The organism is Persephonella sp. (assembly GCF_027023985.1).
Classification (GTDB): Bacteria; Aquificota; Aquificia; order Aquificales; family Hydrogenothermaceae; genus Persephonella_A.
On record NZ_JALVTW010000018.1, the window covers coordinates 20,039 to 35,750 of the forward strand.

A 15,712-nucleotide genomic window follows, 5' to 3' on the forward strand; every position below is an offset into this window, starting at 1 on the left:
GCAGTGATAAAAGAAGAATTAACCCCAAAACAGATAGTTCAGGAACTTGATAAATATATCGTTGGTCAAAAAGAAGCCAAAAAAGCAGTGGCAATTGCCCTGAGAAATAGATGGAGAAGACAACAACTACCGGAAGAATTAAGGGATGAAGTAATCCCTAAAAATATTCTTATGATAGGACCAACAGGTGTAGGTAAAACCGAAATAGCCAGAAGACTGGCAAACCTCGTTGGTGCACCTTTTATAAAGGTCGAAGCAACAAAATTTACAGAAGTTGGTTATGTAGGAAGAGACGTAGAAAGTATTATAAGAGAGCTTGCAGAAGCTTCCTTTAAAATGGTTAAAGCAGAAAAAATGGAAGAGGTTCAGGAAAAAGCCAGAAAGTTAGCAGAAGAAAAAGTTCTTGACTACCTTGTCCCAAGAAGAGTGAGAACTTTTGGCAGCCTTGGCGGAGAAGTTGAGGAAGAAAGTTCACCTGCCAGAGAAAAGTTCAGGGAAATGTTACAAAAAGGAGAGTTAGACGACAGAGTAATTGAGATAGATGTTGAAGAAAAACCTGTTTCGGTAATAGGCGGTGTGATTGCTCCAGGAATGGAAGATATTGAAAATCAACTGAGGGATTTATTCTCAAATCTAACTCCATCAAAAAGGAAAAAAAGGAAAGTAACAGTCAAAGAAGCCCTTAAAATTCTTCAACAACAGGAAGCTGAAAAACTTATAGATATGGATGAGGTTGCATCCGAAGCAGTTTACAGGGCTGAGAACTTCGGAATAGTGTTTATTGATGAGATAGACAAAGTGGCAGGTAAATCTGTAGGTTCATCTCCGGATGTATCAAGGGAAGGTGTTCAAAGGGATTTACTGCCCATTGTTGAAGGAACAACAGTATCAACAAAATACGGTCCAATAAAAACAGACCATATCTTATTTATAGCAGCAGGGGCATTTCATTTATCAAAACCATCGGACCTTATACCTGAACTACAGGGAAGATTTCCAATCAGAGTTGAACTACAACCATTGACAAAAGAGGATTTTGTCAAAATATTAACACAGCCTAAAAATGCGCTTATAAAACAGTATAAAGCCCTAATGGAAACTGAAGGAGTTCATCTGGAATTTACAGACGACGCTATTGAGGCTATTGCCGAGATAGCAGAGGAGGTAAACGAAAAGACAGAAAATATCGGTGCAAGAAGACTCCATACAATACTTGAAAGAATTATGGAGGATTACTCATTTGAAGCACCTGACCTTAAAGGACAGCATATAATAATTGATGAAAAGATAGTTAAACAAAAACTTGAAAATGTAGTCCAAAGCGAAGACCTTACAAGGTATATACTTTAGGAGGTGATAGATATGGCTGAGAAAAAAACAAAACAGGAAGAAAAAAAACAGCCACAAGAAGAAGAGGTAAATCTTGATGTAATTAAACAAGACCTTGAAAGATTAAAGCAGGATTTAGAAAGACTGAAACTAAAAACCATTGAAAGAACACCAGGAGAAATGATAAAAAAGGAAACGGTGATTAAAGTTTTAGATGAAACAGAAAATATTGTAAAGAAAACATTTGCCGTTATTGAGGGTGCAATAATTGGTGCTATTGAAGGTGCAAAGAAAAATCTAAAATAAGAGGTGGAAGAAATGGAAGAACAACTCAACGAAGCCCCTATTCCTTTCTCTGAGTTGCTTAAAGAGATTGATGTAAAGGATAAAGCAACTGCTTATGTGCTTATTGAAGCAAATCCTCCGGATATCCCTTATATAATGGAGGAACTTGCCAAAATAGAAAATGTAAGGTCTGCAGATGTCGTAACAGGTATATATGACATAATCATATTTTTGGAAGGTGAAGACCAGAACGAAATAGGAAAGGTTGTTATTAGAGATATCCACTCTATAAAAGGAGTAAAAAAGGCAACCACCTGCATGGTGGTTAAGATTTAAAATCTTCTATGTCCTGCAGGTACCCAGTCATCTCTAAATGGCGGGGGTACTTTCTTTAATTTTCTTTTACATACCTTCTTTGTTTTTACTTTTATAAGCTTATTTCCCTTGAAATACTTCAATCTGACAATTCTACATTTTCCATGCCAGCCATCTGGCACGGCAATTATTCTTACGTGTTCTTTACATTTATAACATCTATACTCTATAGGTCTATCATATTCTACACATTCATCAGCAGCTCTGGAAGATATTTCTGCTATTGTTCCTGTAAGTACAGCACCCACAACACCACCTATAAAAGCACCTCTCCATGGGTTTTCCTCGTCTAATATTGCACCTACAGCCGAACCTGCAGCACCTCCGATAACAGCACTTTCATAGGAACGTTTATAACAGGATATAAAAATAACTGCTGCAGATAATAAAAGGACTAAAAATCTACCCATATTACTGACCTCCTTGAACCTGCCTGATTCTTCTGGCAAGTTCTCTGATGGCTTCCATCTGGGACATTCCTTGTTCCATCAGTTCCCTGACTGTCTGGGCTTTTGCAAGGGTATTAACAACCTCTTCCACATCTCCGGTTATTTCACATTCATTTTTTCCTTCTTGAATAGTTTGTAAAATACAGTTTTCCAGCTGTTCAGGTGTAAACTTACTGGCAAGCTCTTTAATTTCTCTTATATTCATTTTTCTACTCCCTGAACTCTTCTAATTCTTCTGGCAAGCTCTCTGATAGCCTCAACCTCTGTCATTCCTTGTTCCATCAACTCTCTAACAGTTTCAGCTTTTGCAAGTGTATTCAGAATTTCCATTACATTCCCTGAGAGTTCACATCCTTCCAAAGTTGGATGTCCTATCTTAAGGGTCTGGTCTATACACATCTCCAGTTGTTCAGGGGTAAACTTCTTTGCAAGCTCTTTTATTTCTTTGATATTCATAGCTTAATCCTGCCTTTATATTTTTTGGCAAGTTCTCTTCTTGTTTCTCTTTCTTTTATAGCCTGGCGTTTCTCATATTTTGCTTTACCTCTTGCAAGGGCTATTTCCAGCTTTGCCTTACCATTTTTAAAATACAGTTTAAGTGGAATGATTGTCAGTCCTTTTTCCTGAACTTTTCCCATAAGTTTCAAAATTTCCCTTTTGTGCAGGAGAAGTTTTCTTTTTCTGTATGGGTCGTGCTGAAGACGTGCAGCAGGTTTATAAGGAGCTATATACATATTGTAAACATAAGCCTCCCCATCATCTATTCTGATAAATGAGTCCTTTAGATTAACTGCACCTTCCCTTATTGATTTGACTTCTGAGCCTTCTAGAACAAGACCGGCCTCATAGGTTTCCAGTATGTCATAGTTGTGATAAGCCGGTTTGTTTGTTGTCACTACTTTTATTCCCATTTTTTACCCTTTTCCAAGTTAGAATATTTATAAATTAAAGCACAAAAAAGGAAAAAGCTATGAAAAAATTTCTGATACTGTTTTTTCTGATTTTTAATATATCCTATGCGCAAGTTTTTTACAAATTAGAAGTCCAGATTACACCTGAAAAAAATCTTTTAACAGGAAAAGCTGTTATTTATTCTGACAGACCTGAGGAAATCAGGATTTACTTAAAAGGATTTAATATATCTTCGATTTATTACCAGAACAAAAATTTATCGCCGGAAAACCAGCTTAAGCTTAAAATCTCTCCAGAAAATAAAGTTGAGATTAATTATTCAAAGAAATTTTTAGATTTTAATTCAGAGAATATAATTACTGACGAATTTATAAGTTTGACAGACAACTGGTATCCTTATGTTGATAAACTTACCATTTACAATCTCTCTGCCACAGCTCCTAAAAATTTTATTCTTATCTCTGAGTCTGAAAAGGTATCAACAAAAGAAGCAAAAGAAACAAAAACACATCATTTTGAGTTTCCATATCCTACAGAAATAATTCATCTTATTGGTTCAACAAAATACCAGATAAAAAGAAAAGAGTTTGATGGACTGACTATAGAGGCGTATTTCTTTGAAAAAGATTCTGATTTAGCTGAAAAATATATAAACTCAGCATACAAATATATTCAGGATTACTCACAACTTGTAGCCAAATACCCTTACAAAAGATTTTCAATAGTGGAAAATGCATTTCCTACAGGATACTCAATGCCTACTTTTACTCTGATAGGCCAGCAAATTATAAAATTTCCATTTATAGTAGAAAAATCTTTAGCCCATGAAATTCTCCATCAGTGGTTTGGTTGTTCTGTGTATATCAAAGGTGGAAACTGGGCTGAGGGACTTACAACATATCTCTCAGACTATAGACTATCAGAGGATAAAAAAAGATACAGAAAAAATGTTCTTCTAAAATATCTGGCTTATGCTAAAAATGATTATCCATTAAGCAAATTCTACGGAAAAACAGACCTGAAATCAGAGGCTATCGGTTACGGAAAATCAATGTTTTTCTTTCATATGCTAAAAAATGAGATAGGAGAGGAGAACTTTAAAAAGGCAATATCCCTTTTTTACTCCAGCTTCAAATTCAGTCAGGCTTCATGGGAAGACCTAAAAACTGTTTTTCAACAGATTTCAGATAAGAATTTAGACTACTTCTTCAAGCAGTTTGTATACAAAAAAGGTATGCCTGACTTTCAAATCAAATTTAAAGACCTTGTTATGAAGGATGACGGCTTTCATATATTTTTTGAGATTATCCAGAAGCAACCTTATAGACTTAAAATTCCGATAACTGTTGAGACATACCTGGGAGATGAAAGATTTACCGTAAATCTCACTAAAACAAAACAGGAGTTTGAGATTGTCACAAAAAATGAACCATTAAAAATGCTTATAGACAGGGATTATAATCTTTTTAGAAATCTAAAATGGGAAGAGATTAATCCTGTTTTATATTTTGTAAATGGTTCAATTAAGCCGGTTATTTATATTCCGGAAAACGAAGTCAAGTATGCTCCTATTGTAAAACACTTTCCAGAGGCAGTTTTAAAATATCCACAGGAGTTTAGCTATAAAAACATTCAGGAAAAAAATGTATTTATAATGGGTGGAGATAATCCGGTTGCTTCAAGAATTCTTGGAAAAAAATACAATACAGATAAAACTTATGTTGAACTGTTTAAAAATCCTTTTGGAAAATCAGATGTAATCGCAGTTTTCAACGTAAAAACCCCTGAAGAAGCAAAAATTCTCGCCAGAAAAATTATCCATTACGGTAAATACTCAAAATTAGTGCTGGAAAATGGAAAAGTTCTAAATAAAACTGTTAAAAATGCAATAGATGGTATCAGAGTAAAACTCAGGGAAAAAGCAGAAATAGTAGCAAAAAACGGCATTAAAGATTTTCAAAATCTGATTAATGATGCCCTGAAGAAACAGGTGATTTATCTGGGAGAACAGCATGTCCAGTTTTCTGACCATGCATTCCAGCTTAGTGTGATAAAAGCCATCCATCAAAAATATCCTCAAATCGCCGTTGGAATGGAGATGTTCCAGCGTTCAAAACAGCCTATTATTGACCAGTTTATAAATGGAGAAATATCTGAAAAAGAATTTTTGAAAAAATCAGGTTATTTTGTAGCATGGAGATATAACTATCATTTATACAGGCCTATACTCCTTTACTGCAGAAAACATAAAATTCCTGTTATAGCTCTTAACATAGATAGTTCTATAATCAAAAAAGTTTCCTCAAAAGGTATTTCAGCCTTGTCCCCTGAAGAGAAAAAACTACTTCCTGAGAATATGAATTTTACAGATTTTGAATATACAGTTTTCCTCAGGGAGATATTCAGCCAGCACAAATCAATGGATAAAAAGAGATTTTATAACTTTATCCAGTCCCAGATAATATGGGATGAGACCATGGCACAGACTATCTCCAATTACATAAAAAACAATCCTGATAGGAAAATCATCGTCCTTGCAGGAAGCGGTCATATCAGATTTAGATACGGAATTCCTTCCAGAGTAGAAAGAAGAACAGGCAAAAAAGGACTAACGGTGGTCATAGATGACCAGCTTAAGAAAGACATTTCAGATTATATTGTTTATACTGCCCAGCTTGAAGGAGAAAAAGAGAAAAAATTAGGTGTGCTTGTTGAACCTGCAGTAAAAGGCTTAAAAGTTATAGGAGTTGCAGAAAAAGCTGTGGCAAAAAAAGCAGGTATTAAAAAAGGAGATATTATAATTGAGTTTAATGGAGTGCCTGTTGAGAATTTATCCCAGCTAAAAACAGAAATATTCTTTTCAGGGAAAAAAGCTGATATAACAGTTCTAAGAAATGGTAAAAGACTCAAACTAAAACTTAATTTTTGACAGAAAAGTTTTCCGTGCTATATTTTTTCCTTATGGAAACCCTGAAATATTACAAAAATAAAATAGCATACACAAAAATACTTCCCCCTGTGGAAGCCCAATACGGACAGTTTGATTTTGAAAACAAAAAAATAGAAAAATTTTTGCAGGAAAAAAATATCAGACTGTATTCCCATCAGGCTGAGGGTCTTAAACTGGTCAAAGAAGGAAAAAATATTGTTGTAACCACACCAACAGCCTCAGGAAAATCATTTATTTATATCCTTTCTGTTCTTGAAAGACTGCATCAAAACCCAGAAAGTAAAGCTATAGTGGTTTTTCCACTGAAAGCCCTTGCCAGAGACCAGTATGGAAAAATAATGGATTTAATATTTGAAACAGGTATAAATGCAACTGTAGAAGTATACGACGGGGATACACCAAAGGATAAAAGACAGGAGATAAAAAGAAATCCTCCGAACTTTTTGATTACTACCCCTGATATGTTGAATGTAGGTATTCTACCTTATCATACAGGGTGGGCTTCATTTTTTGAAGAGCTTGAGTTTGTAGTCCTTGATGAAATACATGCTTACAGAGGTGTTTTAGGTTCCCATATATCAAATATAATCAGAAGACTAAAAAGGATAATCGGGTATTATAGGAGTAAAAAACCTGTTTTCATAATGAACTCTGCAACAATACATAACCCTGCAGGATTTGCTTCTAAGCTTATTCAGGATGAAGTTATTGAAATTTCAAAATCAGGGGCACCGCTACCAGAAAGGGAAGTCCAGATTTTTAGAGGCCTGAGAAACAACGAAAAAGCAGAACTCATAGCAAATACAGTTATTGAAGATATATCAACAATAGTTTTTGTTGATAGTAGAAAAGAGGCTGAGATACTTGCCCTCAGGGTAAAAGACATTTTGAAAAAGAAAGGAAGAGAAGACCTTGTAGATAAGGTAAGTCCCTACCGGTCAGGTTATACACCTGCAGAAAGAAGGGAGATAGAGTTTAAACTTCTGACAAGGAATATTCTATCTGTGATATCTACAAGTGCACTTGAGATGGGAATTGATATTGGAGACCTTGAGGGCTGCATACTGATTGGTTATCCGGGAACACTGGCACAGGTATGGCAGAGATTTGGAAGGGCAGGTAGAAGAGATAAAAAAGCTTATAATATCTTGGTGCCTAAAAGGGATGCCCTTGACCAGTATTTTGTAAAAAATCCTGAAGAGCTGTTCTACAGACAGATGGAAGAGCCTGTTATTAATCCCCAGAACAAATACATCCTGAAAAAACATCTGCCTGTAATGGCATCTGAAATTCCTATAAAACTAAATGAGCTATCAGAAGAAGAAAAAGAGGTTGCACGGGAGCTTTATAAAGAAAAAAAACTTAGATTTGCAAACAACAAGCTGTATGCCAGTAGACAGGAACCTTTTAGCATAAGGTCTGCAGGTGAAAGTTTCAAAATTGTGGAGAGTATATCAGGTAGAACAATAGGAGATATATCCGGAGATATTGTTATTTATGAAGCACACCCGGGAGCTGTTTATCTACATAACGGGGAAAAATTTATTGTTGAACATTTAGATATGGAAAATAACACCGTTTATGTGGTCAGGTCTGAAGTTTCCTATATAACTGAGCCTCTAAAAGAGTCAGAGATAGAAATAGTCCAGATAACAGACAGCAGAAAAAAGGGAAATATAGAGATATTTCAGGGGAAGGTAAAAGTCAAAACAACAGTTATTGGTTACTCTATGCGAGATATGGAATTTGATGAAAAGCTAAAAGATGAAATCTTTGATGTGAATAACTTCTTATCAAAAGAATTTGAAACCATTGCTTTTTGGTGGACTATGCCACCAGAATGGGAAGAGGAAATTATCTATAAAAATGCAAAGCATAACGCCAGACTGATAGAAGAGTTTGTTTTCAAAAAAGGCAGATTATACGAAGGTAAGTATATCTATCATGACCTTGTTTTTGAAAATCTGCTGAAATTCAGGAAGGAAGGAGATATTGATGCCTTCCATTTTGCCATAAAAGCCATAGAAAGCCTATCAGCAAAACTACATGAAAAAGAAAAAGAAGAACTAAAGGAATATATCAAAAGGATAAAAGAAAGGAAAAATGGCTTTCTGGGAGCACTTCACGGGGTAGAACATGCACTTATCGGTATATATCCTCTGTATGCAATGAACGATAGATGGGATATAGGAGGACTTTCAACTCCATTTTTTGCAGAAACCGGAAAACCTACGATTTTTATCTATGATGGATATGAAGGGGGTGTTGGATACTCTGAAGTAGGTTTTAGAAAGCTGGAAGAGATGATGGAAAGCACATACAAAACAATCTCTAAATGTTCCTGTATAGCCGGCTGCCCTTCATGTATATACTCTCCCAAATGCGGAAACTCAAATGATTATCTGGACAAAACAGCCTCAATTCTTCTTTCTCATAAAATATTGAAAGAGTTTAATAAATAGTTAAAAAGACTACAGGAAAAGATTGCACAGAAAAATTAGTTTTATTTCTTTTTTATCAATCAGACTAAAAGCAAAATTTTTCCGTTAGCTACAAAATTGAAAATTAAATAATAAGCAGTTTTTTGCTTTCCTTTTTCTTTTGGATTGCATTTTCTATGGCTGTAAGAACATCCATTTTTCTCTTTGGAGAGCACCACTCTGGAGCTATAAGCTCATCTTCACTTGCCTCACCTGTAAGCCTGTGAACAATAATATCATCAGGTAAAACTTCCAGGATATCTGCAACAATGCTTGCATACTCTTCAAGGTCAAGGAGTCCAAATTCTCCATTTTCATATTGTTTTGCCATTACCGTGTGTTTAACAACATGAAGAGGGTGGATTTTTATTCCATCAATTGGAAGTGCAGCTATTAGTTTAGCTGTTTCTATGTAATCCTCATATTCATCTCCAGGAAGCCCAACAATCATATGGGCACATATTTTAATATTTGGTCTTTTTTTAGTTCTTAAAACCGCATCAACGAATTCAGAAACCCCATGGCCTCTGTTTATACTTCTGAGAGTTTTTATATTTGCCGTTTGAAGACCATACTCAATCCATATTTCAGGTTTTTCTACCGTATAGCTTGCAATTAAATCCAAAACAGGCTCAGGAACAACATCTGGCCTTGTCCCGATGGACATTCCTATAATTTCAGGATATTCCATTGCCTTATCATATATTTCCTTTAACTTATCAACAGGTGCATAGGTGTTTGTAAAAGCCTGAAAATAAGCTATATAACCTTTTATATTCTTAAATCTTCTTGAGTAGAACTCCATTGATTTTTCTATCTGTTCTTCAACAGACTGGCGGGTCATCGCATAAGGGCTGAAGGATGTATTGTTACAAAATGTGCAACCGCCGAAAGCAACCTTACCATCTCTGTTTGGACAGGTAAACCCTGCATCTATTGATATTTTTTGAATTCTTCCGCCGTATTTTTCCTTGAGATACTGGTTAAATTTTATCATTTTAACCTCTATTAAAAGGTTTTTATAATAGTTTAATAAATCTATGATTTTTTTTCAGGAGGGCAACATTCCTCTGCAGGTTTTCCTATGTAGTATCCTTGAGAATAATCTATTCCCATTGCTTTTACTGTTGAAAAAACATCCTCATTGTAAACAAACTCTGCAATAGTTTTTATACCAAGCTTTCTTGAGAAATCAACAATTGTAGAAACAACAACCTGAACGTATATATCATAAGGCAACTTTTTAATAAGGGAACCGTCTATTTTTATAAAATCAGGGTCAAGCTCGACAATCCTTGCAAAATTAGAATATCCACTGCCAAAATCATCTATTGCTATTTTTACACCTTTATTTTTTACATTTTTTATAAATTCTTTTATATCCTCATAATTTTGGATACTCTCACTTTCTAAAATTTCAAATGTTAGCCTTTCAGCAATTTCCGGATATTTTTTTAGCATTTCGTATATGTATTCCTTTATTCCTTTATCTGTTATATCTTCTGCTGACAAATTTATAGAAAACATAACGTTGGTATTTTTAAACTTATCAAATGCCTGTTTTATAACTTCCTGTGTTATTTTGCTGTAGTATTTAGATTCTTTGGCTACAGGTAAAAACTGAGCAGGGGATATAATGTTATTATTCTGATCTTTCACTCTAACAAGGCATTCATACTCTACAATATTACCTGTCCTGTTATCTATTATAGGTTGATAAACAAGAAAGATCTTATTATTCTGGAGTGCATACTTAATAGTATCTATCAGATTAAGGTTCTGCTGGATATGTTTGTAAAGCTGCATATCTTCTCTATATATTAGATACTTCTTCCTGTTTTCTTTAGCATGTTTAAGAACCATATCTGCTGTTTCCAATAAAGGAGAAATAAAAGATACGCCTGCTGAAACATTTATAGAAATTTCAAGTAAGATGATCTTATTATTCTTTTTTATTTTTAGTAGAAATGTATGATTTTCAATTTCTTGTATAAGTGTGTCAACTATTTTTTCTGTTTCATTTCTTCTGTTTTCATACAGCACTCCAAAATCATCTGCTCCGAGTCTAAAAACTTGTGCATTTATCTTTTTAGCCTTTTCTTTTATGAACTGTCCCAGTTCTATTAGCAGCTGGTCTCCAACAGCAGAGCTATAAAGGTCATTTATATGTTTGAAATTGTCTATATTTATTAAAATAAATGTTGGTTCTTTATAATTTTTCTTTACTTCAAAAAATGCTCTTCTATTTGGTAAACCTGTTAAATCATCTGTTATTAATCTTTTACGCAGGTTTTCTTTTAAAGCTTTCAGAGTTTCATTACTGATATCTAGCCGGACAAGTAAAAATGCAAGATAAACAAGAACTGAAAGAAAAACAATACCTATCCCGAAATTAAAAGTAATAATAGTCTTGGCTTCTGCCTGACTTTCCTTTATGAAACTATTTCTAATATCAGATAAAAGTTTTAAATTTTCTTTGTTGTCTATTAATTTTTTAAATTCCTTCTGATAAGTCAGAAAATTCCTCAGTATAACCCCCAAATGAAGCAAAAATGTCTTATGAAACTGCTTCAACTCTGGATTGTCTTCAACATTATAATTTTTCAGCATTTCATAATATATCTTTAGATCAGATATAAAGTTCATATCCATACTGTTTTGAAGTAAAAAAATTGTAGAAACCGCTTTGTTTACAAGGAGATAGTATGATATATCCAGATTGGAACTAAGCTGTAAATATTTTAAGGATAGTTCAGGTATGTATATTTGGGAATTTTTTATGGCAGAATTAAGGGTTTCAAACTTGTAAATCTCATTTTCTTTTTCCTTAATTTTATTTTCATACTGTTTTATAAGTCTGTATGTGTTTTTATGGGCAAGCTTTTTTAGATGACCTAATTTTAAGTGCTTTATAATATTTTTAATTTTTTGCAACGGCTCATAAATTTTGTTGTAATCATAGTATAAGAAAAATTTACTTTTTAAAATTTCACTTTCCAGCCGGAATTCATTTTTTTCAATCCTTTTTAAATCAAATAAAACACCGGAAGTGGTCATTGTATAGTCAAATGTATTTTTAGAGGAATATAAAAAAGCAGCAGTTACCACAATAGCAAGAAAAAGGACAAAATAAATTCTCCTCACCTATTTTCCTCTACAAGTATTGATGGAAGTTCTCCCTTCAAAGTCTTCAAAAAGGCAATTATTTTCTCAATATCTTCATCGGCCATATCTATTCCAAGATTATGCTTAGCCATTACTTTGATAGTAGTTTTAAGATCTGGAATACTTCCATCGTGGAGATAAGGATAAGTGCAGGTGATATTCCTGAGGGAAGGAACTTTATAAACGTTTTTATCTTCTTTTCTTTTAGTGATTTGGTATCTATCAGGATTTGTTGGTTTCCATGGATATGGAATTACAACACCAAGTTTTTGGAAGGAATTTCCTCCAAGATTTATACCATTATGGCAGGAGATACAGCCAAGTCTTTTAAACAGTTTAAATCCTTCCTCTTCTTCAGGAGATAGCTTCACTAAACCTCTGAGATATCTGTCAAACTTGCTATTTGGTGTTATGAGGGCTTTTTCAAACTCAACAATTGCATCTGCCACCTGTTCAAATTTTATTCTGTTTGTATGGTATATCTCTTTAAACTTTTTTCTGTAAAAAGGATTTTTATTCAGTTTTTCTTCAATTTCTTTGGGGGAAGAATTCATCTCAACAGGGTTTGTTATTGGACCTATTAACTGCTCCCGCAGGTCTTTAGCTCTACCATTCCAGAACTGTCTGAAATTGAAAACAGCATTAAAGACCGTAGGTGAGTTAACTGTTCCTTTTCTGCCGGCAAATCCTGTTGAAACAGGTTTCTGGTCGGTTCCACATTTTGTATAAAGGTCGTGACATGTTGCACAGGAAACCTTATTGTCCTTTGAAAGTGAAGGATCATGAAACAGAATTTTACCAAGCTCAGCCTTCGCCCTGTCATATTTTACTGTGACAGGCAAAGGCTGAAGCGCTTCAAAAGCAAAGGTCATATTAAAAAGAAAAATAAATATTAGCCATATTTTTTTCATAAATGTTGGATGATTGCCTCTGTAATTTCCTTTGTATTAACCCTTTTTGTTCCTGGAGCCCAGATATCTCCTGTTCTGTAGCCTTCTTCCAGCACTTTATCTATAGCCTTTTCGATATCCCTTGCAGCTTCAGGAAGTTTACAGGTTATTTCCAGCATCATTGCAGCAGATAGTATCATGGCTATTGGATTTGCTATTCCCTGCCCTGCAATATCAGGTGCTGAACCGTGCACAGGTTCATAAAGGGCATATCTCTCTCCGATACTTGCTGATGGAAGCATTCCTAGAGAACCTGTTAAAGCCCCGGCTTCATCAGAGAGGATGTCTCCAAAAAGGTTTCCTGTTACGATTACATCAAAATCCTTTGGTCTTCTAACAAGCTGCATTGCACAGTTATCAACATACATATGTTCCAGTTCTACATCCTGATAATCTGCATGGACTTCATTTACAACCTCTCTCCATACAGCAGATACCTCAAGAACATTTGCTTTATCAACACTTGTAACTTTTTTCCTTCTCATTCTTGCCATCTCAAAAGCAAGTTTAGCAATTCTTTTAATCTCGTGTTCGTAATATATCATTGTGTTGTAGCCGACTTTCTCACCGTTTCTCTCTTCTATTCCCCTTGGCTCTCCGAAATATATTCCACCTGTTAATTCTCTTATAACAAGCAGGTTAACGCCTTTAATCAATGTCTCTTTAAGGGGAGAGGCATCTAATAAAGCTGTGTATGCTTTTCCTGGTCTGAGATTTGCAAATAGGTCTAACTCTTTTCTTATTCTGAGCAATCCTTTTTCCGGTCTTTTATCTGTAGGTAGGTTATCCCATTTTTCACCACCTACAGCGGCCAGTAAAACCGCATCGCTTTTTTTAGCAAGCTCAAGTGTTTCTTCTGGAAGAGGGTCTCCTGTTGCATCTATCGCAGCCCCTCCTATCAATGCCTCATGGAATTCAAAATTTATTCCGTATTTTTTTGAAATAGCATTTAATACCTCAATGGCAGATTCCATTATTTCCGGTCCAATACCATCTCCCGGTAAAACCGTAATCTTACAGCTTTTTTTCATAAACTCTAACCTCCTTTTATTTAAATTTTAGACTTAAATCCAGCCATTTACTTGAGTGGATAACTGCTCCGGTTGATATAAAATCAACCCCTGTTTTTGCATATTCTTCAATATTATCAAGTGTTATATTTCCTGAAACTTCAAGTTTTTTTCTACCTTGATTTATCTCCACAGCTTCTTTTATCTGTTTAATATCCATATTATCAAGCATAATTATATCTGCTTCAGTTTTTAGAGCCTCTTTAAACTCATCAAGAGATGAAACTTCCACCTCTATTTTTATCATTGGTGAAATTTTTGATTTTATTTGTTTTACTGCTTCTGTTATACTTCCTACCAATGCTATATGATTATCTTTTATCATTACCATATCATAAAGGGCGAACCTATGGTTATACCCTCCTCCTATTCTAACAGCATATTTTTCAAATGCCCTTAATCCCGGGGTTGTTTTTCTGGTGTCAAGGAGTTTAACAGACGTCCCTTTTATCTTTTGAACATATCTGTTGGTGGTTGTTGCTATTCCTGAAAGTTTCTGAACAATGTTTAAGAAAACCCTTTCACCTTTTAAAATGGATTTTCCACTTCCTGAAAGTTTTAAAATATGCTCTCCTCTTTGAAGCTTTTCCCCGTCATTTTTATATTTTTCTATTTTTATATCAGGGTCTAAAACATTAAAAACCTCAAGAGCTATATTAACACCTGCAAGAATACCTTCATTTTTGGCTATTAAGACGGCTTCTACATTTTTGTCTATATCAAGATTATCGGTTGTTAAATCCTGATATCCTATATCCTCAAGTAGAAACTCTTCTATCTTTTTTCTTACAAATAATCTATCTAACATATTCAAATCCTAAAATGGTCTAACTATTGCCATTATAACTATAATTATCATCAAAATAGTCGGCACCTCATTATAAAAACGGAAAAATTTACCTGATTTTGTGCATTCATCCCTCTCCAACTTTTTCCTGACAAAAGAAAGATGAATAAAATAAGCAATAAGCAGTAAAGCTGCCGTTAGCTTAACATGTATCCAGCCACCTGTTTTGAAAATTTCAGGATTCATTCCAATCATTGCAATTCCTGTTAAAACCGTGCCCCAGAAGGCTGGAACCCCAATATATTTAAAAAGTTTATACTCCATTACTTTAACTACAGAGACAAACTCTTTTTTATCTCTGTTTTCTGCATGATAAACAAATAAACGGGGAAGGTAGAATAAAACAGCCATCCAAGATATAACAGATATTACGTGCAAAGCCTTAATCCACAGATACAACTTCCTCTCCTAATTTTAGTTAAAGATTAATAATTATTTTACACGATAAGGGGGAATTAATTAAAAATATTGTCGGGAAGTTTAGATAAACATCAGACTAATCATTTATTCAGATCTTTTGAAGCAATATCTATTCAAAATATAAAAACAGTTCGGATTTTATTATTCTTTATTTTGTGAGTTTGTCTCTTCAATGACTTTTTCTATGAAATCAGGAGAAACTTTCAAAACTTTTGCTATCTGTTTTATTGGCATTTTCAGTTCAAAATACATATTTTTAGCAATCTCTTTTTTAGCTTCTTCCTTACCTTTTTTAAAGAAAGGGTCATTTTTCATCATTTCCTCAGTTATAGTCAAAGGCATATCTCTTTCCTCCAAAATTATCACTAACTTCTCTTTTAATTTAGGTCTGTAGTTTAATGCTATCAATAGTTTTCTTATATAGTCTGCTCTTTTTTTCTCTGGCAACTTTAAAAGTTCATCAATTAGCGTAAATATATA

Annotated in this window: 15 protein-coding genes and 1 pseudogene; 5 read left to right on the plus strand and 11 right to left on the minus strand. The window is 34.2% G+C overall.

What is annotated here, in order from left to right; all coding sequences use genetic code 11:
• Positions 1–3 precede the first annotated feature (3 nt).
• Genes hslU through MVE07_RS05470 form a run of 3 tightly spaced genes read left to right on the plus strand, consistent with a single transcriptional unit; the run spans position 4 to position 1,950 of the window.
• Complete coding sequence (gene hslU / locus MVE07_RS05460) at positions 4–1,350, plus strand: ATP-dependent protease ATPase subunit HslU (protein ID WP_297455117.1); 1,347 nt, start codon at positions 4–6, stop codon at positions 1,348–1,350.
• Between the two features lie 12 nt (positions 1,351–1,362).
• A complete protein-coding gene (locus tag MVE07_RS05465; protein WP_297455120.1) occupies positions 1,363–1,635 on the plus strand; it encodes an ATP-dependent protease in 273 nt (90 codons plus the stop codon).
• A 12-nt stretch (positions 1,636–1,647) separates the two neighbouring features.
• The gene (locus MVE07_RS05470) at positions 1,648–1,950 is read left to right on the plus strand and encodes an Lrp/AsnC ligand binding domain-containing protein (protein WP_297455123.1); all 303 of its coding nucleotides are present in this window, start codon (positions 1,648–1,650) and stop codon (positions 1,948–1,950) included.
• Here the strand turns inward: MVE07_RS05470 and MVE07_RS05475 are convergent.
• From MVE07_RS05475 to smpB, 4 genes are read right to left on the minus strand one after another with little or no spacing between them, the layout of a single operon-like run.
• Positions 1,947–2,399, minus strand: a complete 453-nt coding sequence (locus tag MVE07_RS05475; protein ID WP_297455126.1) for a YMGG-like glycine zipper-containing protein — start codon at positions 2,397–2,399, stop codon at positions 1,947–1,949. The two genes, MVE07_RS05470 and MVE07_RS05475, sit on opposite strands and share 4 nt — an antisense overlap.
• Before the next feature lies 1 nt (position 2,400).
• Positions 2,401–2,643, minus strand: coding sequence for a hypothetical protein (locus tag MVE07_RS05480; protein WP_297455129.1), 243 nt, complete (start codon positions 2,641–2,643; stop codon positions 2,401–2,403).
• Positions 2,640–2,894, minus strand: coding sequence for a hypothetical protein (locus MVE07_RS05485; protein WP_297455131.1), 255 nt, complete (start codon positions 2,892–2,894; stop codon positions 2,640–2,642). Before MVE07_RS05485 ends, MVE07_RS05480 begins: the two co-directional genes overlap by 4 nt.
• On the minus strand, positions 2,891–3,349 hold the full coding sequence (gene smpB, locus MVE07_RS05490; RefSeq protein WP_297455134.1) for an SsrA-binding protein SmpB: 459 nt from the start codon (positions 3,347–3,349) through the stop codon (positions 2,891–2,893). Before smpB ends, MVE07_RS05485 begins: the two co-directional genes overlap by 4 nt.
• A gap of 59 nt (positions 3,350–3,408) precedes the next feature.
• Here smpB and MVE07_RS05495 point away from each other — a divergent pair, with 59 nt between their 5' ends.
• Positions 3,409–6,279, plus strand: coding sequence for a ChaN family lipoprotein (locus MVE07_RS05495; protein WP_297455137.1), 2,871 nt, complete (start codon positions 3,409–3,411; stop codon positions 6,277–6,279).
• A gap of 32 nt (positions 6,280–6,311) precedes the next feature.
• Positions 6,312–8,762 carry a DEAD/DEAH box helicase gene (locus MVE07_RS05500; protein ID WP_297455140.1) on the plus strand — a complete coding sequence of 817 codons (2,451 nt, stop codon included), beginning with the start codon at positions 6,312–6,314 and terminating at the stop codon, positions 8,760–8,762.
• A 103-nt stretch (positions 8,763–8,865) separates the two neighbouring features.
• Here the strand turns inward: MVE07_RS05500 and MVE07_RS05505 are convergent, their stop codons facing one another.
• From MVE07_RS05505 to MVE07_RS05535, 7 genes and pseudogenes are all read right to left on the minus strand, one after another.
• The gene (locus tag MVE07_RS05505; RefSeq protein ID WP_297455144.1) at positions 8,866–9,777 is read right to left on the minus strand and encodes a TIGR01212 family radical SAM protein; all 912 of its coding nucleotides are present in this window, start codon (positions 9,775–9,777) and stop codon (positions 8,866–8,868) included.
• Positions 9,778–9,818: 41 nt separating this feature from the next.
• A complete protein-coding gene (locus MVE07_RS05510) occupies positions 9,819–11,924 on the minus strand; it encodes an EAL domain-containing protein (RefSeq protein WP_297455147.1) in 2,106 nt (701 codons plus the stop codon).
• Positions 11,921–12,817 (minus strand): cytochrome c peroxidase, encoded by an 897-nt coding sequence (locus tag MVE07_RS05515; protein ID WP_297455150.1) that lies wholly within the window; start codon positions 12,815–12,817, stop codon positions 11,921–11,923. The genes MVE07_RS05510 and MVE07_RS05515 overlap by 4 nt, the downstream gene beginning before the upstream one ends.
• A gap of 35 nt (positions 12,818–12,852) precedes the next feature.
• Entirely contained in the window at positions 12,853–13,926 is a 1,074-nt protein-coding gene (gene leuB, locus MVE07_RS05520) for a 3-isopropylmalate dehydrogenase (protein ID WP_297455153.1), read from the minus strand.
• 16 nt (positions 13,927–13,942) lie between these two features.
• Positions 13,943–14,773 (minus strand): carboxylating nicotinate-nucleotide diphosphorylase, encoded by an 831-nt coding sequence (gene nadC / locus MVE07_RS05525; RefSeq protein ID WP_297455158.1) that lies wholly within the window; start codon positions 14,771–14,773, stop codon positions 13,943–13,945.
• 9 nt (positions 14,774–14,782) lie between these two features.
• Complete coding sequence (gene hemJ / locus MVE07_RS05530) at positions 14,783–15,211, minus strand: protoporphyrinogen oxidase HemJ (RefSeq protein ID WP_297455155.1); 429 nt, start codon at positions 15,209–15,211, stop codon at positions 14,783–14,785.
• Between the two features lie 162 nt (positions 15,212–15,373).
• Positions 15,374–15,712 (minus strand): annotated as a pseudogene (locus MVE07_RS05535) (hypothetical protein); the annotation flags it as partial.